The organism is Ochrobactrum sp. Marseille-Q0166 (genome assembly GCF_014397025.1).
In the GTDB taxonomy this organism is placed as follows: Bacteria; Pseudomonadota; Alphaproteobacteria; order Rhizobiales; family Rhizobiaceae; genus Brucella.
This window is the reverse complement of the sequence record NZ_JACJUO010000002.1, coordinates 964,079-986,607: the sequence shown is the minus strand read 5'-3', so window position 1 is coordinate 986,607 and position 22,529 is coordinate 964,079. Positions and strand designations below refer to the sequence as shown.

Here is a 22,529-nt window from a genome sequence, read left to right as displayed (position 1 = left end):
ATTGGCACGCCGTTTCCCCAAATCCGATACCGGACGGTCCGCACGGACCGAACGGCGTGCTGCTAAAGCAAAATCAGAAGTCGTGCAGGCAGGAGATTCAACCTCCTTCCTGCCAACCCGTGACGAGGTTCTCAAATTCATTGAGGAAAACCCCGACCGTGCGGGAAAACGCGATTTGGCCAAGGCATTCAATATCAAGGGCGATGCACGCGTCTATCTCAAGGATCTGCTGCGTGAACTCAGTGACGAGGGCCTGCTTGAAAAGCGTGCCCGTCGTCTTTCCCGTCCCGGCACTCTTCCACCCATATCCGTATTGAATATTACCGGCCGCGACAATGATGGTGGGCTACTCGCCCGTCCGGCGGAATGGGACGAAGACAACTATGGAAGACCGCCGGTCGTCACCATCCGCCGAACCCGTCTCAACAAGTCGTCCGATGGTCCGGCAGTCGGTGTTGGCGATCGGGTATTGGCCAAAATTTTCCGCAACAAGGACAATGACGGGCCGGAATATTCCGCGCGCGTGATCAAGGTTGTTGATCATAGCAGCAACGCGGTACTCGGCGTGTTGCGCAAGCTCAGCAATGGCGAATGGCGGCTTGAACCTGTCAATCGCAAGCAACCGGAAGTGCAGCTCGATCAAAATTCACTTGCCGACGCGCAAAGCGGCGACCTCGTTGAAGTGGAACTGACGTCGTCTCGCCGCTATGGCTTGCCAAGCGGCAAGGTGCGGCAGGTGGTTGGTTCCATAGACAGCGAAAAAGCTCTGTCGATGATCGCCATCCACGAGCATGAAATCCCGCATATCTTCCCGGATGATGTGATCCGCGAAGCAGAAGCCGCAAAGCCTGCAACGCTTGACGGTCGTGAAGACTGGCGCGCTTTGCCCCTGCTCACCATCGATCCTTCAGACGCCAAGGATCACGATGACGCCGTCTATGCGGAGCCGGACACTGATCCGAACAATCCCGGTGGTCATGTCGTTGTCGTTGCAATCGCCGATGTGGGCGCCTATGTGCGTCCCAACTCGGCGCTTGATCGCGAAGCGCTCAAGCGCGGCAATTCGGTTTACTTCCCGGACCGGGTCGTACCCATGCTGCCAGAGCGCATTTCCAATGATCTATGTTCGCTGCGTGAGCTGGAAGACCGCCCCGCACTTGCCGTACGCATGATTTTCGATGCCAATGGACACAAGAAATCGCACAAGTTCCATCGCATCCTGATGCGTTCGGCTGCAAAGCTTGCCTATGCCCAGGCACAGGCCGCGATTGACGGCGCAACGGACGAAAAGACTGCTCCTATTCTTGACACCATCCTCAAGCCGCTATGGGCCGCTTATGGCGCCCTCAAACGCGGACGCGATGCGCGTGAACCGCTTGAGCTGGATCTGCCGGAAAAGAAGATCCTGCTCGGACCGGATGGTAAGGTCGACAAGGTTATTGTGCCCGAGCGACTGGACGCACATAAGCTCATCGAAGAGTTCATGATTCAAGCCAATGTGGCTGCCGCTGAAGTGCTTGAGGCACGCCGCCAGCCGCTCATCTTCCGTATTCATGATGCGCCATCAATGGCCAAGCAGGAAGCTCTGCGTGAGTTTCTTCGTACGCTCGATATAAGTCTTGCCAAAGGCGCGGATCTCCGACCCGGGCAGTTTAACCGCATTCTGGAAACAGTCGAAGGTACCGATCATCAGGAACTGGTCAATCAGGTTGTCCTTCGTACACAAAGCCAGGCGATCTACAGCCCGGATAATATCGGACATTTCGGCCTGAACTTACGCAAATATGCGCATTTCACCTCGCCGATCCGCCGTTATGCCGATCTCATCGTACATCGCGCTCTGATCAAGGCTTTGGGTCTTGGCAAGGACGGTCTGACTACCGATGAAGAAGCACACCTGGAAGAAACTGCGGCGCTCATTTCTTCGACCGAACGCCGTGCGATGCTCGCAGAGCGCGAGACCGTTGACCGTCTGATTGCCCATTTCCTTGCAGCGCATCTTGGGGATGAATATGAAGGGCGCGTAACCGGCGTCACAAAAGCTGGGCTTTTCGTATCTCTTGCGACATATGGCGCAGATGGGCTTGTACCCATTTCAACTTTGGGTGATGAATACTATCTTTATGATGAAGCAAACCATGCACTCGCCGGAGAAAGAAGCGGAAAAGGCTTCCGTCTGGGCGACAATGTAACGGTTAGACTGGTGGAGGCGCTCCCTGTTGCGGGTGCGCTTCGGTTTGAGATGGTTTCGGAACCGCATTCCTTGCCGATGTCGACGCGTTCACATCATAAGGCAAGCAAAGGGATGCGTGGGCGCAAAGGAAAGCCGGCTGGCATTTCGCGCTCCAAGAGAAAAGGTCGCAGATGAGCACGCTAGAGGCCAATTCCACAGATAGTAAGATCCACGTTTTCGGCGGCGATAGTCAGAAAGCTGCACGGCCAACCCGCCATCTTGGACAGGCCATGTGGCGCGGATTCAAATCCCGCTGCCCGCATTGCGGAGAGGGAAAACTGTTCCGTGCTTTTGTGAAACCTGTTGATAAGTGCTCCGTCTGTGGAGAGGATTATACGGAACAGCGGGCGGATGATCTTCCCGCCTACCTGACAATTCTCATCGTCGGCCATATCGTGGTCGGTGCGTTTATGGGCGTTGAAGCAACAACCAACCTGTCGCTCTGGGCGCATATGGCCATATGGGGACCAATGATCGTATTGATGTCGCTGGCGCTGCTGCAACCGATTAAAGGAGCGACCATTGGCTTGCAATGGGCCCTGTTCATGCATGGTTTTGGTGGAAAAGGCGAAGGTGATTACGGCGACGTCACCTGACAGGGTCTTTTCCCGTGGTATCCCCACCGAACCGCAAAAATGATAAAAGTAAACCGTTGCTTCGTCCATGCGATGCGGCTTCATTGCTTCTGGTTGATCGCACCGAAAGCGTTCCGCGTATTCTAATGGGGCGGCGTCATCCCTCACTCGCTTTCATGCCCGGGAAATTCGTTTTCCCCGGCGGCAAAGCTGATCCAGACGATGGCAGGATAACAGCAGCATCAGAATTAAGCCCTGAAGACACGATTAAGCTCGTCACAGGAATGGGATCGCGTGCCTCACAACGGCGCGCTCGAGCGCTGGGACTTTGTGCTATCCGCGAAACGTTTGAAGAAACCGGGCTTCGTTTTGCTCGCAGAGCCGAGCGTGGCACGATGTCATTAAACCATGACAATGCTCCTGCAAACAGAGACTGGCTATCGTTTTTTGAGGGTGGTGCACTGCCTGCATTGGGTGAACTACGCTATTTTGCACGGGCAATAACACCGCCCGGAAATATTCGCCGGTTTGATGCGCGTTTCTTCATTGCATTCCGTGACAGCCTGCCAGAACTGGCAAACCAAAAAATTGTTCCCGGTGGAGAACTACAGGATTTGAATTGGGTCGCTATCGATGAGGTTGATAAACTGGATATTGCCCGTATTACTCAGGCTATTCTGAAAGAAGCGCAAACGCTGCTGACAGAGACCCGAGATGAACTGCCTGCCACCCTTCCAGTGGTTCAATACAGCAAGCGGCACGGCCGCTTTGTGCGTGAAGTGATCTGAGCTTATGAACAAAGAAATCCATCCTGCCGATCTCGCAACGCGTCGTACCGGCAGCGGGCCAAACGAAAGCGATTTGCATTGGCGATCGCTTGCCGCAGCCATCGCCACGATCAGTGCTATGGGCGCAGCGATCGGGCTTGGCATTCCGCTTTTGAGCGTATTGCTTGAAAGCCGGGGCTATTCCGCCAGCCTTATCGGAGCGAACACCGCTGTCGCAGGTTTGGCATCAATTGTTGCAGCACCGCTAGCAGCGCCGATCGCCGCTCGGCTCGGCGTGGCCAAGGCCATCGTACTCATGCTGTTGGTCGGTAGTATTGCATTTCTTGGCTGTCATTTCCTTCAGCCACTTTGGGCATGGTTTGCACTCAGAATCGTCCTGCATTTTGCATTGACCGTGCTCTTCGTTCTCTCGGAATACTGGATCAATGCATCCGCGCCGCCAGAAAAACGCGGCCTTGTGCTCGGCATTTATGCAACATCACTCTCCCTCGGCTTTGCACTTGGACCGTGGCTGTTTTCAAAAATTGGCAGTGCTGGCGGTCTCCCTTTCTATGTTGGTTTTGCAATTATACTCGTCGCTATCGTTCCGGTTATTGTTGCATGGCGCGATAGCCCTGATTTTGAAGAAGGTGAGCACGTCCCCTTCCTGCCGTTCATCTTCGCTGTCCCGACGGCCACAATGGCTGTATTTGTGTTCGGTGCGGTTGAAACTGGTGGTTTCGCGCTCTTTCCCGTTTTCGGCGCACGCGTGGGCTTTAGCGAAGGGGATGCGGCATTGCTGTTAACGATGATTGGTCTTGGCAATGTCTTGATGCAGATTCCCCTCGGAATTATCAGTGACAAAATTTCGGACCGCCGTAAGTTACTTTTGTTCTGTGCCCTTACAGGCCTCGTTGGCATGATCGCCCTGCCCTACCTCATGTATAATTGGTATCTGCTGGCAGCTGTTTTGTTTCTTTGGGGCGGGGTCGTCGCCGGTCTTTATACCGTTGGCCTTGCGCATCTTGGCTCTGAATTAACTGGCCGCGAGCTCGCATCCGCCAATGCAGCATTCATCTTCTGCTATGCCATTGGGATGTTGGCGGGTCCGCAAGCCGTCGGCGTCGGTATGGATATCGCGGGTCCAAAGGGTTTCCCGCTGACATTGGGTATCTTTTTTGCCGCTTTTGCACTCTTTGCTGCGATAAGATTGATCCAAAGAAAGAAGCGGGGTTGACTTTTCGCCCTCAATCAGTAGGTTCGCGCCGAATTTCCGCTTCTTGCCAATTGGTGAGACTCGCAGCGGTTTAATCATGAAAGAGCAGGTATTTCAATATGGCCAAGGCTACGACCATCAAGATCAAGCTTTTGTCGACCGCTGACACCGGCTTCTTCTACGTAACGAAGAAGAACAGCCGCACGATGACGGAAAAGATGACAAAGACAAAATACGACCCGATTGCGCGCAAGCACGTCGAGTTCAAGGAAACGAAGATCAAGTAATTCGTTTCTGCAGCCAGTTGGACTGACAGGAATCAAAAAGCCGTCTCAACTGAGACGGCTTTTTGATTTGGTACGGAAACTTCAAGCAGCCGACAAAGCGATCCGGTTCCGCCCTTTTGTCTTTGCTTCATAAAGAGCCGCATCCGTACGCGCAAAGAGTGCCTCGACCGTATCAGCGCCCATCAACCGCAAGGACGCAATACCAATGCTGATTGTCATGTCGATCTGATGCTTACCGCCGGCCAGTAAAAACGGCTTCTCTGACACCGCCTCAAGAATGCGTTCTGCGACGTGGGTAGAGGCCGCGAGATCTGTATCTGGCAGCACGATTGCAAACTCCTCACCGCCATAGCGGCACATCACATCCATTCCACGAATCTTCTTGCGCAACCGCGCTGCAAACTCTCGCAGCACGTCATCGCCACCGTCATGACCATATTGATCATTGACCCGTTTAAAATGGTCGAAGTCGATCATGATGACTGATAAAGGCCTCTCGCGACCCGTAGCGCGCGAAAGAAGCACTGGCATGTGCGTATCAAGGTAACGGCGATTATGCAGCCCCGTGAGGCTGTCTGTGACAGCCATGGTTATTGTACGGTGCAAACTCTGCCGCAAAAGATCATTGTAACACTTGCGCTTAATCTGCGTGCGCAACCGCGCATATAATTCCAGCTTCTCCAATGGGCGCATGACATAATCATTCACCCCCAGCTCAAGCGCACGGACGACCAGCGAACCTTCATCTTCGTTGACGATCAATATGATCGGAACGAGTCGTGTTCGCTCAATCGTTCTTATCTGTGAACAGAGCCGCAACGGATCATAATAGGTAAAATCTGCTGAAACGACGATGCTGTCATAGTCGTTTTCAATCGCCTTGATGAGCGCATCATTGGCATCATTGGCCACATCAACGAAATAATCTTCTCCCAGAATCGTTCGAAGGCGAGCAGCAGCAATTTCATTCTCATCTACGATAAGAATGCGCGCCGCATCGTCTCCTCCTCCAAAGCGTCCCGACAATTTGGTAACGAGCAGTGCCTCAACTTCAGTATCAGCAACAGTACCGGTGCGCTGAAACAGTTCGTCAGAGACCATTTTAAGCCGAGCAAGGCTTTTGACGCGCGAAAGCAGTTGAATATCATTCACCGGCTTTGTCATGAAGTCGTCAGCACCAGCTTCAAGCCCGGCAATTTTATCTTGGGCACTATTGAGCGCAGTCAGTATCACGATGGGGATATTGGTTGTTCTGGGATCTTCTTTCAGGCGACGGCACACTTCGAAACCATCAATACCGGGCAGCAGAACGTCAAGTATAACAACATCGATCTGTCCACCCAGACAGATTTCGATTGCCTCAGTGCCGTTATAAGCAGAAATTACCTCGTAATATTCACGCAGAAGCAAAGCTTCAAGCAGCCTTACGTTTGATTCCACATCGTCCACGACGAGAATTCGCGCTGTCATGATCCCTTGCCCCCCAAAAAATCTTATAACGCAAACTTCCGATTACGGAAATTGATCATGCGTCGCCGAGATAAGATTTTATCGTCTCGATAAATCGCGGAACAGAAATCGGCTTCGATATATAAGCCTCGCAGCCGCCCTGTCGAATACGCTCCTCGTCACCCTTCATGGCAAATGCGGTTACAGCGATAACGGGAATATGCTTGAGTTCCTCATCATCCTTGAGCCATTTGGTAACTTCCAGACCCGAAACTTCAGGCAACTGAATATCCATCAGAATGAGGTCAGGGCGATGTTCACGGGCAAGATCAAGCGCTTCCAGACCACTTCTGGTCCTGATGCTTTCATATCCACTGGCTTCGATTAGATCGCGAAACAACTTCATATTCAGTTCGTTGTCCTCGACGATCATCACACTTTTGGTCATCGAATGTTTCCTGGCCTTATTCTTGTCCGCCACACGACAGGTTTGTTTTGCCCGCTACGCCCATCTGGATTTCATATAGTTTAAGCGTATTTGATTGACGAATAGCAAATATTCTCCCAAATCCTGAATCGTATATTCATATCTTTGATAAACGTATTGAGCTGAAAGTGGAGCGAATGCATGAAGACCGTCATGAACGAGGCAGAGGCCGAAACACTTGCCGTAGAAGCACTTGTATGGTTGGCGCACGACAATGATCTTATGTCACGGTTTCTCGCTCTAACGGGCATTGAAGCCTCTTCAATCCGCTCCGCCGCACAAGAGCCCGGTTTTCTGGCAGGGGTGCTGCAATTCTATTTAGGCCATGAACCGACCCTGTTGCGGTTTTGCCAGGAAACCGGACGAGACCCGGCCACAATCGAAAAAGCTGCAGTTCTTTTACCGGGTGGCATCACCAATCAATTTTAGACTGATCTGAAGATAGTGGAGCAACAGCCGGACGGGACAAGAACTCGTCTGCCATTCCGTTGGCCACAGGAAGAAACCGAAAAAATCCCTGTGTTTTCCATACCGTCGTGTTCGGTTGACACAACCGTCACTCCCATCGGATTAACGGTCCAGCTTTAAAACAGTTCCATTTCCCAAGTCTATCGCCACTCCTGAGCTTGCGATTTAAACTTGAGTATGAAATGCATGTTTAATCCAAGCGAATGGAATCTCTTGAGATGGAGCTGACCAATTTCTAAATTACAATTTGGTATTCGTATCTTTTTCCTCGGTATAGTCCTCACCGTTATAGGTGGATGCGTCACCACAGATGCTGAAAAAGATGCGCAATATAACACACCGAAGATACCCTTAAGCGATGGTACATTTTTTACGCAACGCGTGACACCAGCATCGACCTGCCGACAAAAATGGAGAGAAATCAAGCGTGTTGATCGCATGTTGAATCAGAAGGACTTTGTAAAACGCGGCAAAGGCGAGCTACTTGTGTTCAAATATCATGTTTACGTCTTCAGTGATTTTGTCGAAAAGTGTGGGCCCAAAAATAGCAAAGTCAGAGCCAAGTGAACGTCTTAAATCTGATTACTAGAACAAAAAAGCCCCGTTTCCGGGGCTTTTTTAGTCATATGATTGAAGTCATGCACTTTCGGGCGCAACCTGAGAAACACTCAGAACACTCAGCTCATGCGCTTTTCCATCACGAGCAACCCATGACATGGACTGCCCCGGAGCCAAACCTAACAGGGCTGCACCGATCGGCGTCAAAATAGAAATCTTGCCCTGTGCAATATCTGCCTCACCCGGATAAACAAGTGTGACTTTTCGCTCTTGGCCATCATTAGAACGATATTCGACAGTCGCTCCCATGCAAACAACGTCGAGCGGCAGTTTTTTCTGCGGAACGACTTTCGCACGATCCAGTTCCTGTAACAGCTCCTCGGCAACTTCCTCCAGCTTTTCAGAGACGTTCCCGGCCAGAATTGTCAGGCGTTCATTGTCAATATTGCTCACGACGATTTTGGGCTTCTTGCGGTTTTTTACGCTCATGACGTTAGCTCACTGCTGTCTAGTGATGATTGTTCTCCGTAACGATTCTCGTTCGGAATAACTGATTGTTTTTTTAAGAAAGCGCTTTTAGCAAATCCGCTTGCTGGCAAGCGGCGAACCGTCCCCCGGAATCCTCTGCGCTAAGCAGGACTCGAGGGGTGCTATCCCGTGATCGGGTGAACCCGATGGAGTATGGAAGCGAAACGGTTGTTCATATTGCTAAACTTGGTGATATCTTCACCAATGTCAAGTGCACAACTGACAGTGTGATCGAGTAACGATGGCTTCGGTAGACTTTAGTGTTATAAAGCGATGTTCCTTTTATGTTCATCGGACAGCACGCAACCATGACCGAACAACACGCCGCAAACAGTTCAGAGCAAGGGTTCTGTCGCGATTGCCTGTCACCGCAAAAGACTGCGACAGCGAAACGTTGCGGCAGCTGTGGCAGCCCAAGGCTTTTGCGCCATCCCGAGTTGTACAAGCTCTCCCTGGCACATGTGGATTGCGATGCTTTTTACGCTTCTGTTGAAAAGCGGGACAACCCGGATATTCGCGATAAACCGGTTATTATTGGCGGCGGTACGCGCGGCGTCGTTTCCACCGCCTGCTACATCGCCCGCATTCATGGTGTTCGTTCAGCCATGCCTATGTTCAAAGCGTTGGAAGCTTGCCCCGAGGCGGTGGTTATAAAGCCTAATATGGAAAAATACGCGCGTGTCGGACGGGAAGTCCGTCAATTGATGTATGACCTGACGCCACTCGTCGAACCCATTTCGATTGATGAGGCATTCCTTGATCTCGACGGCACAGAACGGTTGCATCGCGCACCAGCGGCACTTGTTCTCGCTCGTTTTGCAAAACGCGTCGAAGAAGAAATCGGCATCTCAATCTCGGTCGGGCTTTCCTATTGCAAGTATTTAGCGAAGGTTGCTTCTGATCTTCAAAAGCCTCGGGGGTTTTCAGTTATCGGCGAAGCTGAAGCTCAGGATTTCCTGCGTGATAAACCGGTCAGTATGATCTGGGGCGTAGGAAAAGCTTTTAATGCAAAGCTCCAAAGCGATGGTATTCGTACAATCGGACAATTGCAGACAATGGATGAAGGTTCGTTGATGAAGGCCTATGGTACCATGGGGCAGCGTCTTTTCAGACTTTCTCGCGGGCAAGACAGCCGTAAAGTCGAGCCGGAACATGACATGAAAAGTGTTTCGGCAGAAACGACCTTTAACAAAGATCTCTCGCAAGCAACCGATCTCGTTCCCGTGTTACGTGCCTTGTCAGAAAAAGTCTCGCAGCGGCTGAAGGCCGGAGACATCGCCGGCCGCACAGTGATGCTCAAACTCAAAACACATGATTTCAAGTTGCGCACACGCAATCGCCAGCTTGCAGACCCAACACAGTTGGCAGATCGCATTTTTCGTACCGGCCTTCAGCTCCTGGAAAAGGAATTGGATGGAACAAGATTCAGGCTGCTGGGTATCGGTGTCGGCGAACTGTCAACAGACGACCGCGCCGATCCGCCTGACCTCGTTGATACTCAGGCAACAAAACGGGCAGTCGCAGAAAATGCGATCGATCGGCTGCGAAACAAGTTCGGACGTAATGCGGTAGAAACAGGCTACACTTTTTCAAAGGGCAATCTCGCGCAACCACAGACGCCTTCAGACCGTGAAATAGACGAATGAATTTAGCATGAACACATCACGGAAACCTTTGGACAAAAATCGTACAATCGTCCGGAACGGCTTGACGAAGCGAGTTTCGATCAATATTGGAACTCATCAAGAGCTTAGCGGCTGATTTGGCACAGCTCTTTAGAAGGCCTCATGGCGGAGTGGTTACGCAGAGGACTGCAAATCCTTGCACCCCGGTTCGATTCCGGGTGAGGCCTCCAATCTTTTCCAAAAATAACAATAAGCAATTGAAAACACTTTGATATTTTTCAAGGTGTGGCAATTGGTTCTCAACGTGTTCCGCCACACCTAAGTCGGGTGTGGCAATGTGTTCACCTTGCACCCTCTCAATTCCCCTTCTTCTGCCCCGTTTTACCCCGTCATCAACACCCAAATCTTCTTCCCGAATGTGGCAAATAACCCGCCGAGTGATGCGGCTGCGAATGACACAAGCATAATCGCTCCAACACCACGCTCCCTCCAGCGATTGAAGTCGGCAACTGGTTCCTCGACCTTCTCAAGACGAAGGCTCATGCCTTTCATCTGCCTGCTCATTTCCTCAAGCAGACGTTCGGTTTTCTCTTGGCGCTCATATTGCTGCTTCCGGTCTGATCTGGCTTGCTCCTGATCCCTGATGATATGATCAAGCTTACCCTCGACACGGCCTAATGCCCGCTCCTGCCCTGGATCTGACATTTACCAGCAACCCCGCGACTTCCCGAACGCATTATGCCCTGCAATACCCTGCCCGGCTTTCAAATCATTGGCGGCCAGATAGACGGCAGTGTCAGGCTTAAGGCTTACTGGCTTCCAGCCTGCGCAGTTCGTCGCATTGCTCGCGCAACCCGCCAAGCTCAAGGCAAAGCCTGTGAGCATCCATACTAATAACTTCCTCATCTATATCCGCCCTCTTTTGGATTGCCTTTGCGGTTGCTTCTGCAGTGGCCAATGCTGACCGGTGACGCTCTTTGATGGTTCCGGCCACGTATCCAACCGCCAGACACAAAAAAGCCGCCAGAACAGCGGCGGCGGCGATCTTCAACCAATTGGGGATTACGGCCCAGATTGCGCTCATATCGCATCCACCAGCTTTTCAAGCTTGGCCTTGGCCTGTGGCATCGTGAAGATTGCATATGCTGTGAGTGCGAGAACGAACACGACGAGCACCATCTGGACACGCCAATCGACAAACGGGATTGCAGCCCCTGCCCCACCGCTGCCAATCCATGACCAGAACCGCGAAGATTTTGAGATTGGCTTTTCAACAACCGGTTCCGGCAACACATCGTTCGGCTTGGCTTCGATGATCGTATCAACGCCATAACCTTCATTCAGCAATGCCTTGTCATACTCACGTGCATAGCCTGCAATCAGATCGGCCTTGTCAGTTCCATTGACGATCCGTCGAGCGCCTTTGAAGTCGGACTTCTGCAGGGTGATGTAACGATCAAGTCTGTGGCGCCCTTTATTGTCACCAGCAAACCAGCCTTCGGCCATGCCAGCGATGATGATGGGCGCGGCATATTCTGGCTTGAGCAGAAGTTCAGGCTTCGACACAAAGTCGACACCAAGAACCTTGCCAGCCTTTTCGTAGTTCACCTTCCAGGTGATTTGCACATAGCCGCGACCGATATACGGCCAGTATTTCTTTGATCTAAGATACTTATCACCACCCATTTCGTTGATCGGCTTCATTGTCTTAGCCGTTTCATGGTAAGCGGTGGCAAGCACATACGCCATTTGATTGCGCAATAGTCCGCGTTCTCGACCAACCTCAATCAAGAGGCGGGTATCGCCAAGGTTCATATTCACGGTGTTTCCTTTCGGCAAATGAAAAGGCCCCGTAATGCAGGGCCTCAGATTATTAATACTGTCACCCCACCACATTACCCTGCGCCAACGTGACGGGGATAAGCGCTAGTTGCTTTTTTGCTACTACATATGAGGCAGCTAATATGACCATCAATCCGCCGTAATCGGAACAGCATTTATCGCCATAGCAATCGTGCTTTGTCCCCTGGTGCTATTATGGTCATCTATTTCAATGTGAGTTTAACTGTGTTTGCGTTCTTGTTTGCGCTGGCAGGGTTTATCACCATGTTCTTATGATGACGCGAAGCTAGAGAGCGCCTCATAAGGCGGCACGGTCGACTAGAACGCGTCCACTTTACTCGCGGTCATCTCCGCAGGATTTGAAGTAGTTGGCACATTCTTGTGGTTCAAACAGCGTGACGATCTGGCCGACAGTATTCCATAAGCCCTCGACGGTTCGCTCGGCTTTGGCGCGCAAGACGGCCTTGAGCTTGGCGAAGGCCTTCTCGATGGGGTTGAAGTCTGGACTGCATGGAGGAAGGTAGAGCAAGCTGCAGCCCGCACCTTCGATTGCGAGACGCACGCCCTTCGCCTTATGTGACGGCAGGTTGTCCATGATGACGATGTCGCCGGTCACCAAGGTTGGAATGAGAACCTGTTCGACATAGGCCTGGAATGCGACGCCGTTCATCGCACCGTCGAGGACCATGGGCGCGGTCATGCCAGATAGTCTGAGTGCACCGGTAAATGTCGTTGTCTTCCAATGGCCGTGTGGGACCGGTGAATGGCATCGATCTCCGCAAGGGGCTCGTCCGCGAAGCCGGGACATCTTCGTGCTCAGGCCGGTTTCATCAATGAATACGAGGTGCGCTGGATCGAGATCGAGCTGGCCGTCGAACCAGTCCTGGCGACGCTTCAGCAGGTCAGGACGGTCCTGCTCCAGTGCATGTGCGGTCTTTTTTTGAAAGTCCAGCCGCGCTTTCGCAGCCAGACGTCAAGCGCACTGCGGCCGATCAATACGGCTCTCTCCTCATGCAATCGCCGGACCATTTCGTTGAGCGTGATATCCTTCGCCTCTTCGATCATGCCGAAGATGAAGTCCTCGTGAGGATCCAGGCGTGAGCCGCCGCGTCGGCCCTGCTTCGCCGGGGTCAACAGACCTGCTCGCGCACTCGCAATCCAGGCGATGGCTGTTGAAATCCCAATCCCAAATCGGGCTGCCGCTGAACGTGCCGACATGCCATCCCGTGACGCAGCCAGAACGCGGCTACGCAGATCATCACTGAAAGCCGGGTCATATTGCCTCCAACCAAATCACCAGTCGGAGCGATGGAATCAGAATTCGGCGACCAAGGGAATCCTCAACACGATTCCGCGTTCAATGGACGCGCTCTAGATCAATTATGGATGGCTTATGATGCCAGCAACTCAGCCGCTCAATCTGCGCCGAAAAGCTCGTTTGCTATCTGTTCAAGCAGCGGCCAAAGCTCATCATCTGATCGAAAGTTAGGGGCTGTTTCAAAAATCTTTCTCATGCGAAACGGTCGTTTTTGCATTTCGTCATTCACCTGTTCGGCCTCGTCATTGTTCATCCGTCGCCATAGTGTCAAAGCCGGAATGATGATAACGACCGGCACAAGTGGATCAGTGTTTGACGGTGGAGCGACAAACTCACCATTCGCATATGACCAGCCGATTGCAACATCGTCCGCGCACCGAATGTATCCTGCAAACTCAGTAAGATCAGTGGTTTCATCTACGACAATGATATTGCTAACAAACTCATCGTGAATAAGTGCTGCAAGCATTATTTATACTCCCTTATGATGCATATTCCGGGAACACCTGCGTTACTGAACCAGTTACCAACGATCAGCATTCGCATCGATCCCGAACTGCCAGAGCCGAACCCCAAGCCATAATTCCCGATCCCTTGGGCTGCGGCATTTGATGAAATCCTTGGCGCTAATCCGCCGACACCATAAGCAGAACTTCCTCCGTCACCAGCCAGACCAACCGCTACCCCGCCACCCACAGCGGACAAGCCTAATGACAGTGATCCTTTCCCATTTTCACCCGGAATATTTCTATCGCCTCCCGTTGCCGTTCCTCCGGCACCCCCGTTACCAGCAACAGCATTTGCAGACGCAAAGGTTTGTGGCGCTCCCGCACCACCACCCGCAGTCAACGAAATGCCAGAAGCGGTATAGGTGGAATTTCCTCCGTTGTTTCCAGCTACAGGTAAACCTCCTGAAGAACTGGAAAGCGCTCCACCTGCGCCAATCGTGATAGAGGCAGAAGTGGGATTGCTAATCAATTTATAGACCGTTCCACCACCGCCGCCGCCAATAAGAATGATTTCAGTGAGCTTTGTTTCAGCATCATAATTAAACGTGCCGGAAGCAGTGACGTACGTAATTTTATGAAAGTTCCCGGTTGCACCTAAAGTGCCTCGTGCAGCGACATCTACCCCTCTTGCTTTACTGTGAAAGCCACGGTTTAATCTCAACACAAGTTATGGGAGGCGGGAATGAAGCTATTTACTTTAACTGTTATGACGGCAGCACTATTGTCATCACCAGCATTTGCAGCAGTCGAATGCGACAAGGCCGACGATCAAGCAACGATGAACCAATGCGCTAATGATAAATTACATGAGGCGGACAAGTTGCTTAACGTCAGTTACAAGGAAATCGAAAGACGGCTCTCTGACGATCCAGATGCAAAGCAGCTATTAATATCCTCCCAACGGGCATGGATTAAATTTCGAGATGCTGAATGTAATTTCTCATCCTCGTCAACAGCTGGTGGAAGCATACACCCTATGATGCTTGCATCATGCAGAGCCCAACTAACGACAGAGCGTAATAAGCAGCTCATAAACTATCTCAATTGTCCCGAAGGGGATTTAACCTGCGCCGTTCCAAGCAATGATTAGATGTACCCTGTCGGTAACGTTACCCTCGACAAGACGGCTAGCATCATCGCGCTTACCTCCGCGAGCCATGTTTGATTTCCTGCGAGAGCCACTGTTTATTCCTGATGGGTAATGTAAGAGCGTTAATTCAATTGATTTGAGGACATATTGAATGCCATTTCGTACAGACCAGTTTGTTGGAACATATAAGCCAGAGCAGCGTGCGTATGTCGAAACCTGTGTTGCTTAATGTTTCTTCGCCTACAGCAGCAGAAGCCCTGAAGATCGCGAAACAGGTGTACAAGATATAAGATAGTGGAATTGAAGGCCCTTATGAGATTGCTCGGATAATTCGACACGCTGAAAGCATAAATTAAAAACTGTTCGCCAAAGCCCCCCCCCCGCACTAGGCGGGGCTGATACACGAAGAATTTAAACCTTAGATAACTGGTCTTACGCGCCAAGATTTGCGAGACGCGCGATACATCAATGCAGTCAGAGGTAACTGTAAGGCTAGCCAAAACAAGAATGAAACGTACCCTGACCAGTTCGCTAAGAAGCCAGCGGAAATAATCAAACTCAACAGAACGGTTGAGAACAGAAGAAACCGCTTACGACGATATTCAGCGCCGCAGCTTGCACATTTCATACCCTCATTACAGCTTTCGTTTCCACATCGTCCGCATGCCATCTCAAGTCTCCCAGAATTTAACAGGGAAACATTTATCAAACATAGAAGGGCGTGTCACGATAGGTTCAGCGCCGCCGTTCTGATTAGTATGCAAGGCGGGTATGTACTGGATTACATATACCTAGGATTGCCGGAAACACTACCTAGCCCGCCGTTATATCCGGCTTGAATTGACGCCTTTCGGTCGCCTCGCATTCTGTCCGAGTGGCAGGCTCGCAGCAGGATTTGAACCTACGACCTGTGAACCTAAGTCCAACGCTCTATCCAGCTGAGCTATGCGAGCCATGAAAGCGGACCGCAATGTGGGTACTTCAAGCTTCGTGACCGTCGCGGGCTGAACAAGAACCTTGCGCCAATCAAGCGCCCTTGGGTTGCGACTGCTATCTGGAGAACCGAAGCCGGTGAGCTTCGAGCTGAAGTCGCTAAATATCCAATCCCCTACGCTGATTACGAAACTTGGCATCGAACCGAGAAATGGCCGGAGAAAGCAGCATGAATAAGGTAGCAAAAATCGAACAGCCGCGCCCAACTCTTATCGGTACCATGGCGTCAGCTTACAATATGGAGCCAAAAGCTTTTGCTGATACGGTTCGCGCAATATGCTTGCCAAACACCGCCAGCAATGAAGAATTTGCGGCTTTCCTCATGGTCGCGAAAGAGTACGGCCTTAACCCGATTACTCGTGAAATTTATGCTTTCCCTAAAAAGGGTGGTGGTATTCAGCCTATTGTTGGCGTTGATGGATGGTTCAATCTTATCAACTCACACCCGCAGTGTAACGGCATAGATTTCATTGACGAATTTGACGAGAAGAAGAACCTCGAATCAGTGAAATGCTCGATCTATCGCAAGGATAGGAAACGCCCTACCGTTGTCACGGAATACATGGACGAGTGCAAACGCACGACTGAGCCTTGGCAGAAATGGCCAAAGCGCATGTTGCGCCACAAGGCAGCATCTCAGTGCGCATGTTATGCCTTTGGCTTTGCTGGCATCATTGATCCTGATGAAGCAGAACGCAGCCCCGAAGTTATCACCCACGCAACTGTTGTGGCGCCGCCGCCTGTTGAAAATCAGCAAATCAAGCAGATCGCTCACGAACAAGAAGCTGCAGTTGAAGCTGAAACGGCTGAGCTAATCGACACCGCTGCTTACTTCACAGATTTGGAAACACAGCTCTCTACCGCGAACGACATTGAAACAGTCGAAGAAGTTTGGATGGAACTAGACCCCGAAGGAACCTTCGACGGTGACGACATTAATCTTGAGATTGCCCACAAAATAAAAGCGCGTCGTCTTGGCCAAATCAACTCCAGCAAGGGAGTAGATTAATGGCAACCCGTTTCATAGAAACTGAGTTCGAGCTTCGCCAAGCCATTAAGTTTATTCAAGGGCAAAAACTTCCATTAACGGTGAATGTAACCGTGTCAGGGAAAAGAAGCAGCAAACAAAACCGGCTTAATCGAAAGTGGATGCTCGACATTGCCGATCAGGTTGACGGCTGGAGCACGGAATACGCTCGCGGATATTGCAAGCTGCATTTCGACATTTCAATCCTACGAAATGAAGAAAAGGCATTCTGCCGGGAATACGACGCGCTTGTCAGGCCACTTCCTTATGAGCACAAAATCAAGCTGATGATGGTGCCGTTTGATTTTGGCGTCACCCGACTGATGACCGTCAAACAGCAGACCCGTTATCTTGATGCTGTGGAGCGTCATTTTTCCAAACAAGGTGTTGTCTTAACCGATCCCGAAGGCCTTCTTCAGGAAGAACTTGGAAGGAATGCAGCATGAAAACCATGTCGCTCCAATCTCTTTCCGATTTTCGTAGAGTGAAAGTTAGCAGCCATTTTCGAACCATTTTACCCAAGCCTGAATATATCAAAAAGCATATCGACCTAATACGCGAAACAGAGCCAGTACGTATCAATCGTGAATGCTTGGCTGAACTAGAACGCGTGTTTGCTCAAGCCGACTTCTCGGAGGTGAACCATGCGTAAGATTCCTGAGTGGGTCGGCAAGACCGATGACGCCGCTATCCCTGAGAAAGTCATGCTTCGCCTTTGGGACGAGTACAAAGGTCACTGCGAAGATTGCGCACGCAAGATTATGGCCGGTGAGAAAAAGCACTTCGACCATAGAATACGCTTGCTGACGGCGGTCGCCATGCAGAAAGCAATCTGCAGGTTCTATGTGTACCATGTCACACGGCTAACCGAACCTGCTTATGATCAGATAGCCGATTGGGTTGAGGTAAATCCAAAATGAGCAAGATAACAAGCCTTTATGATCACCCAAACAAACGTGTCTCCTTGAAAGAAGGGGATGGAGGCGACACATTCGACACTATAGAAGCTCGCGTATCAGCCGTAGACGCAAGTGTTAAAAGAGCGGATGAAAAGCTTGGTAAGATCGAAGTTGACCTTGTACGTTTAGACCGAAAGATCATCACCTTGCTAAGAACATTACGGTTGCGGGGGGAATTACCGTCTTGAATATCGCTGGGCTAGCTAAATATTTCACACCTTAACGCGTGAAGTTTACTTTTCAAAAGGAAAGAACGACATCTAATACCCCACCAAAGGCAAAGACTCACGAAAGCCCTTTTTGCCTTTACAAATATCTGCAAAAATACCCGCCACAATCAGCTTGCAGCGGATTTAATCATTTAGAATTGGCACTCCTGTTACCGAGGCCCCCTCTTGAGAGGTATAAAGCGTTCGGATTCAATCAAGTTAGCCCTACGGCTATTATTGGTCGGGCGAACGACTGGTGGACTACTCGGGGCCGTCAGGGCGCGTACCAAGTCGATTGTCTGGGCGAGGTCTCTGATAATCTGGGCGACGCGATGGCCCCTGATTATGCTCACCTCTGCGATGGTAATTATCCCTGTAATAGTTGTCGCGGTAATAACGATCCCTTCGATACTGGCGTGGATCATATCGAGGACCAGAGCTGTAAACTACGGTTGAGCCGCCGTAATAACCGTCATAGCCGCCACCACTATACGGGTCTCCGACGCAGCCCATGAGCGTAATAGAAAGCAGACCTATCGAGGCCGCTGACAAAAACTTCTTAATGGTGAACATTTTAATTCTCCACGCGCGCGTACTATACATATGCAAATATCCTGCTCCCACCGAGTTGTAAGAGCAAGTCACGATAAAAATCCTGCTGCATTAAACGTGTCGTATTAGAAGTTAACGGCAAATTGTCGCCTCTAAATGTCCTACACAACCAAAAAGACGCGTACAGATTCTGCCTGTGGATAAACCGACAGCTTACAGTTACGTCTCATAATTCGGAATTGGCATAAACGGCTTTTGGAAGTCTGGTATTTCCTTCAGTATGAAAGTTATAATACTTTAGGACACACTTATTATAAAAATAGCTTCCTCAGAGGGTATAGAGACCTCTAGATGAGCCAATGGGTTTCTATCCAGATCTATAAATTGCAGTAATGCAGAAATGATATTTGGATCATTTGCGTCGCCGAAAGGTAATCCCCGCGTTTTTAACGAGGCTCGTCAGTATAATTCACGCGGCCATTTTCAGTTTCTGTGCGGGCGTTACGCCGCCGATGCCCATCTTGGGACGTTCGTTGTTGTAGGTCCATAGCCACTGCTTGGCAAATTCCTGCGGCTCCTCAATGCTTTTGATGATGTATTGGTCGAGCCATTCATTCCGAACGGTGCGATTGTAGCGCTCGACATACGCATTTTGTTGTGGCTTGCCGGATTGGATATGGCTCAAGGCGCCGCCTTGGTTGGCAGCCCATTCCATCAGTTTGCCACTGACGTATTCCGGCCCATTATCAACACGAATTGCGAATGGTTTGCCGCGCCATTCGATGATCTGGTTGAGGCTGCGGATGACGCGTTCAGCAGGCAGCGAGAAGTCTACCTCAATGCCCAAACCTTCGCGGTTGAAGTCATCCAGGACGTTCAGCAGTCGGACTTGCCTTCCGTCCTGCAGCCGGTCGGCCATAAAATCCATGGACCAGACCATATTCGGTGCATCTGGCACTGTCAGAGCATCGGGCTTGTCCCACTTCCAACGCTTGCGTGGCTTGATCCTAAGGTTCAATTCAAATTCACGATAGATGCGGTAAACGCTTTTATAATTCCAGTGATGTCCCCCGGACATTGCGTAGATAAAGGAAACACAGGCCGAAGCCCCAAGTCTTCTTTGCCCGCGTCAGTCCAATCAGGAGATCGGCAACCTGCTCGTTCTCGTCGTTCAGCTTGGCGCTGTAACGATAACATGTCTCGCTGACCTCGAAAGTGCGGCAGGCAAGCGCAACGCTCACCCCTCGCAACGCCACTGCTTTCCCGGTCATCTCTCGGCGTTGAGATGGCCGCGTCAATTTTTTCCAAGAGCCTCTTTAAGCAGTTCCGCCTGCATGCTCATCTCCGCATACATCTTCTTCAAGCGACGGTTCTCGCCTTCCGGAGCCTTCATCTGACTGATCATCGAGGCATCCAAGCCTCCGTATTTGGATCACCATTTGTAGTATGACGTAGTGCTTATTCCATGTTCCCAACATAACTCTGGTACACAAAAGTCGCCTTCCGCCTGGCGAAGGATGGCAAGGACTTGCGGCCCGCTGAATCTGCTCGCCTTCATCAAATCCCATCGATCATATATTCTACCGTTGAAGACCGCTATTTGGCGGGGGATCATCCTGCAGAATACCGTCGGCCTAGTCATAACATTGTTCGAAGCAACCGCGTGCGATAACTACTTTGCAGCTTGCAGTTATGATTCAGATTAATACGAATACGCTCTATTTAAATTAATTACATAACGGAAAAACTGTGATTTACTATAAATTATCTTTATTTATTACTTTAACTAATTCAACTCACTTTTGTAATTCTTTTGCTTTTTTCTTAAATATATCCACTTTTTAGCATACCATGGCTGTAGTAAAAAGCCAGCCAACCACGATTTAGAAAGCACCCGAATCGCATCTAGACGGGAATCTTCTAATTCTCTACTCAACTTGGTTAGCTCTCGCACCCTCATTGCTTCTAGCTCTCGTTCCCTAAATTGGGCGAGATGAAACTGTTCTTTTCCATATACATCTTTCCATATCCAACTTACATGAAGAAGTGCACCCCGCATTAGATCTATATGATCTATGCAATCTTGTGAGTTAAATATATTTCCGATTCCACGAATTTTTATCTGATCTAGAAATTTGTCTAGAATAGACTCTAAATTATACCTCTCATGAAAGAATAGCAGTCTACTACTAGTGAATTCTTTTGCAACTGAATACCCACTCAATAATTCCTTTGCGATATCTTCAGAACTTTTCTTTACTCGAGAGCATCGACCTGAAAAATTCCTTTTTTCTGCAGCTTCAAAATTAGTTTCCGAAAGCCACCCGGGGCCGCCAAAATGATCGTAACAGTAAACAGGGCACCCCCCTACTAAACTATATTGTACGGATTTTCCTATAGAAATAACGGCATCTACGGCATATATATCTTCAGGATCGACAAGTTTGCTCACCCCTCCCTTTCCAAGGTGTTCAATCCCAATACCCATTTTTTTTAAAATCAAGAGAGCTTCCTCAACCTCTTCCGGGAGGTGATTGGATACAACAAGAACTTTTTTCAAAGATTTAGACTTGGCGACGTTTAGCTTATGAAATTTCTTAGGCGCTGCATTTCTAAAGTTACAGGTAATGCCATTCACCGGAACCTTCGCCGTTAGCTCCTTTTCAACGCCTTCAGCATTAAAAACTACTCCACCCGCATATTTTGCGGAAAAAGGATAGTGATAAACCTCCGCTGGAGTTGAGGATGACAAATGACTGCCAATAAAAATTCCTTTCCAGTCTTTTATCTCTTGAAGATTCTCCGTATTAAGCGCGAAATGTCCATGCTGGGACCAGACAATATCAAATTTTGAAATTTCGATACGGCGTGGAGATATACTAACTCGGTCGTGCAAATATTTTTCGAATAAATCAGAGAAACGCTCGGCGCGGATTACTACTTCATCTCCTCTGGAAGCAAAGTAATTTGCAACCTCCATCGTAACAATCTCGGAACCGGTAAAACCAGAAAAGTCATGGTTTATGATAGCTATTTTTCGCACTACAATGAACCCTATCTAATTTGTCGGGATATTTCTGAAAACTAGCACATTTCCATCTAATTTATCTTTATACTGAATATATAATTATTGCTATTTTTACATTTTACCCTATTTATCCTTCATAGGATTGATATTATAAATAACTGACTCTCCTTTATACATAAGAAACGCTATTTTTTAGAGCCCATACTAAATGACTGATAAGCCAATGACCTCATCAGAAGCGCAATAGGTATTTTATGATAGATTGCAATGTATCACCTGACTTCATTATGGTCTCTGCGCCAATCCTCCATCTAATGCACGTCAAAGCTCATACACCAATGAGCCTTCAAACATTTGGCTCAGAATATTCAATTGGAACACTAAATTTAGCTATTATCAATCAGTTTATCAGTCGATAGAGGCTCTCTTGTTTTGGTAGTCGACATAAACAGGACCGTAGGATAAAACGACGCCAATTTCTTCGACCGTAACAGGTTATAGTCGAGGTGATGGGTTATCTTAATAGGGCAATAAAGCATCTTCGACAGAGCTATAGAAGCGGACGCAGCTACGGTTTAAAAACATGAGTAAGCATAAAACATGTTGAATGTTTGGGCTTTCGTACAGTCGCCAAATACTCATGAATGACCTACTGTACCAAGACCGAGATACAAAAGGTCGCCGCCAATTTAGATGAGCTCCTAACAAGGTCTTTACATGCCTTTAGACAGACTTATTAAGCAGCTAAAGTCCCATTTCGTCGTCAAGACGATAGGAGCGTTTTGAATTAATGGTCGGGCTGCCGCGCT

At 49.7% G+C, this 22,529-nt stretch carries 24 protein-coding genes, 2 tRNA genes and 1 pseudogene; 14 read left to right on the top strand and 13 right to left on the bottom strand.

The window, feature by feature from the left end:
* Position 1 precedes the first annotated feature (1 nt).
* The 5 genes from rnr (at position 2) to rpmG (ending at position 5,078) form a co-directional block, all read left to right on the top strand.
* Entirely contained in the window at positions 2-2,368 is a 2,367-nt protein-coding gene (gene rnr / locus H5024_RS15875; protein ID WP_187548094.1) for a ribonuclease R, read from the top strand.
* On the top strand, positions 2,365-2,829 hold the full coding sequence (locus H5024_RS15870; protein WP_187548093.1) for a DUF983 domain-containing protein: 465 nt from the start codon (positions 2,365-2,367) through the stop codon (positions 2,827-2,829). The genes rnr and H5024_RS15870 overlap by 4 nt, the downstream gene beginning before the upstream one ends.
* A gap of 155 nt (positions 2,830-2,984) precedes the next feature.
* Positions 2,985-3,596, top strand: coding sequence for an NUDIX hydrolase (locus tag H5024_RS15865; RefSeq protein WP_247875366.1), 612 nt, complete (start codon positions 2,985-2,987; stop codon positions 3,594-3,596).
* A gap of 73 nt (positions 3,597-3,669) precedes the next feature.
* Positions 3,670-4,812, top strand: coding sequence for an MFS transporter (locus tag H5024_RS15860; RefSeq protein ID WP_187548655.1), 1,143 nt, complete (start codon positions 3,670-3,672; stop codon positions 4,810-4,812).
* Between the two features lie 98 nt (positions 4,813-4,910).
* The gene (rpmG, locus tag H5024_RS15855; RefSeq protein WP_002966024.1) at positions 4,911-5,078 is read left to right on the top strand and encodes a 50S ribosomal protein L33; all 168 of its coding nucleotides are present in this window, start codon (positions 4,911-4,913) and stop codon (positions 5,076-5,078) included.
* A gap of 81 nt (positions 5,079-5,159) precedes the next feature.
* Here the strand turns inward: rpmG and H5024_RS15850 are convergent, their stop codons facing one another.
* Together H5024_RS15850 and H5024_RS15845 are read right to left on the bottom strand one after the other, a co-directional pair.
* Positions 5,160-6,548 carry a PleD family two-component system response regulator gene (locus tag H5024_RS15850; RefSeq protein WP_187548091.1) on the bottom strand — a complete coding sequence of 463 codons (1,389 nt, stop codon included), beginning with the start codon at positions 6,546-6,548 and terminating at the stop codon, positions 5,160-5,162.
* 55 nt (positions 6,549-6,603) lie between these two features.
* Positions 6,604-6,975: a response regulator gene (locus tag H5024_RS15845; RefSeq protein ID WP_187548090.1), complete on the bottom strand. Its 372-nt coding sequence runs from the start codon at positions 6,973-6,975 to the stop codon at positions 6,604-6,606.
* A gap of 180 nt (positions 6,976-7,155) precedes the next feature.
* Between H5024_RS15845 and H5024_RS15840 the strand changes: the two genes are divergently transcribed.
* Positions 7,156-7,443, top strand: a complete 288-nt coding sequence (locus tag H5024_RS15840) for a DUF3572 domain-containing protein (protein WP_187548089.1) — start codon at positions 7,156-7,158, stop codon at positions 7,441-7,443.
* 675 nt (positions 7,444-8,118) lie between these two features.
* Here H5024_RS15840 and rnk read toward each other — a convergent pair.
* On the bottom strand, positions 8,119-8,529 hold the full coding sequence (gene rnk, locus H5024_RS15835) for a nucleoside diphosphate kinase regulator (protein ID WP_187548088.1): 411 nt from the start codon (positions 8,527-8,529) through the stop codon (positions 8,119-8,121).
* A gap of 347 nt (positions 8,530-8,876) precedes the next feature.
* Here rnk and H5024_RS15830 point away from each other — a divergent pair, with 347 nt between their 5' ends.
* Together H5024_RS15830 and H5024_RS15825 are read left to right on the top strand one after the other, a co-directional pair.
* Positions 8,877-10,214: a DNA polymerase IV gene (locus tag H5024_RS15830; protein ID WP_187548087.1), complete on the top strand. Its 1,338-nt coding sequence runs from the start codon at positions 8,877-8,879 to the stop codon at positions 10,212-10,214.
* Positions 10,215-10,349: 135 nt separating this feature from the next.
* A tRNA-Cys gene (locus tag H5024_RS15825) sits at positions 10,350-10,423 on the top strand.
* 151 nt (positions 10,424-10,574) lie between these two features.
* Here H5024_RS15825 and H5024_RS15820 read toward each other — a convergent pair.
* The 6 genes from H5024_RS15820 to H5024_RS15795 all read right to left on the bottom strand — a co-directional run bounded on the left by H5024_RS15820 (position 10,575) and on the right by H5024_RS15795 (position 14,526).
* A complete protein-coding gene (locus H5024_RS15820; RefSeq protein ID WP_187548086.1) occupies positions 10,575-10,898 on the bottom strand; it encodes a DUF1515 family protein in 324 nt (107 codons plus the stop codon).
* Between the two features lie 97 nt (positions 10,899-10,995).
* Positions 10,996-11,277 (bottom strand): hypothetical protein, encoded by a 282-nt coding sequence (locus tag H5024_RS15815; RefSeq protein WP_187548704.1) that lies wholly within the window; start codon positions 11,275-11,277, stop codon positions 10,996-10,998.
* Positions 11,274-12,008: a glycoside hydrolase family 19 protein gene (locus H5024_RS15810; protein WP_187548654.1), complete on the bottom strand. Its 735-nt coding sequence runs from the start codon at positions 12,006-12,008 to the stop codon at positions 11,274-11,276. Before H5024_RS15810 ends, H5024_RS15815 begins: the two co-directional genes overlap by 4 nt.
* A 361-nt stretch (positions 12,009-12,369) precedes the next feature.
* Positions 12,370-13,253, bottom strand: a protein-coding gene (locus H5024_RS15805) for an IS630 family transposase (protein WP_247875305.1) whose coding sequence is annotated in 2 segments (ribosomal slippage) — positions 12,370-12,989 and positions 12,989-13,253 — 885 coding nt in all. Because the reading frame shifts where the segments join, the coding sequence is not laid out codon by codon here.
* Between the two features lie 197 nt (positions 13,254-13,450).
* A complete protein-coding gene (locus H5024_RS15800) occupies positions 13,451-13,822 on the bottom strand; it encodes a hypothetical protein (RefSeq protein WP_187548084.1) in 372 nt (123 codons plus the stop codon).
* Entirely contained in the window at positions 13,822-14,526 is a 705-nt protein-coding gene (locus H5024_RS15795; protein ID WP_187548083.1) for a glycine-rich domain-containing protein, read from the bottom strand. Before H5024_RS15795 ends, H5024_RS15800 begins: the two co-directional genes overlap by 1 nt.
* A gap of 18 nt (positions 14,527-14,544) precedes the next feature.
* Here H5024_RS15795 and H5024_RS15790 point away from each other — a divergent pair, with 18 nt between their 5' ends.
* The gene (locus tag H5024_RS15790; RefSeq protein WP_187548082.1) at positions 14,545-14,952 is read left to right on the top strand and encodes a lysozyme inhibitor LprI family protein; all 408 of its coding nucleotides are present in this window, start codon (positions 14,545-14,547) and stop codon (positions 14,950-14,952) included.
* Positions 14,953-15,832: 880 nt separating this feature from the next.
* On the opposite strand, the gene H5024_RS15785 is transcribed toward H5024_RS15790, so the two are convergent.
* Positions 15,833-15,905, bottom strand: a tRNA-Leu gene (locus H5024_RS15785).
* A 278-nt stretch (positions 15,906-16,183) separates the two neighbouring features.
* Between H5024_RS15785 and H5024_RS15780 the strand changes: the two genes are divergently transcribed.
* From H5024_RS15780 to H5024_RS15760, 5 genes are read left to right on the top strand one after another with little or no spacing between them, the layout of a single operon-like run.
* On the top strand, positions 16,184-16,954 hold the full coding sequence (locus H5024_RS15780; RefSeq protein WP_247875365.1) for a RecT family recombinase: 771 nt from the start codon (positions 16,184-16,186) through the stop codon (positions 16,952-16,954).
* Positions 16,954-17,418: a hypothetical protein gene (locus H5024_RS15775; RefSeq protein ID WP_187548081.1), complete on the top strand. Its 465-nt coding sequence runs from the start codon at positions 16,954-16,956 to the stop codon at positions 17,416-17,418. Before H5024_RS15780 ends, H5024_RS15775 begins: the two co-directional genes overlap by 1 nt.
* On the top strand, positions 17,415-17,624 hold the full coding sequence (locus H5024_RS15770) for a hypothetical protein (RefSeq protein WP_187548080.1): 210 nt from the start codon (positions 17,415-17,417) through the stop codon (positions 17,622-17,624). Before H5024_RS15775 ends, H5024_RS15770 begins: the two co-directional genes overlap by 4 nt.
* Positions 17,617-17,892, top strand: a complete 276-nt coding sequence (locus tag H5024_RS21305) for a hypothetical protein (protein WP_247875304.1) — start codon at positions 17,617-17,619, stop codon at positions 17,890-17,892. The genes H5024_RS15770 and H5024_RS21305 overlap by 8 nt, the downstream gene beginning before the upstream one ends.
* The gene (locus H5024_RS15760; RefSeq protein ID WP_187548079.1) at positions 17,889-18,119 is read left to right on the top strand and encodes a hypothetical protein; all 231 of its coding nucleotides are present in this window, start codon (positions 17,889-17,891) and stop codon (positions 18,117-18,119) included. Before H5024_RS21305 ends, H5024_RS15760 begins: the two co-directional genes overlap by 4 nt.
* Before the next feature lie 282 nt (positions 18,120-18,401).
* On the opposite strand, the gene H5024_RS15755 is transcribed toward H5024_RS15760, so the two are convergent.
* The 3 genes and pseudogenes from H5024_RS15755 to H5024_RS15745 all read right to left on the bottom strand — a co-directional run bounded on the left by H5024_RS15755 (position 18,402) and on the right by H5024_RS15745 (position 21,735).
* Positions 18,402-18,713: a hypothetical protein gene (locus tag H5024_RS15755; RefSeq protein ID WP_187548078.1), complete on the bottom strand. Its 312-nt coding sequence runs from the start codon at positions 18,711-18,713 to the stop codon at positions 18,402-18,404.
* A gap of 448 nt (positions 18,714-19,161) precedes the next feature.
* Positions 19,162-20,250, bottom strand: a pseudogene (locus H5024_RS15750) (IS3 family transposase).
* Between the two features lie 228 nt (positions 20,251-20,478).
* On the bottom strand, positions 20,479-21,735 hold the full coding sequence (locus H5024_RS15745) for a hypothetical protein (RefSeq protein ID WP_187548077.1): 1,257 nt from the start codon (positions 21,733-21,735) through the stop codon (positions 20,479-20,481).
* Positions 21,736-22,529: the final 794 nt, after the last annotated feature.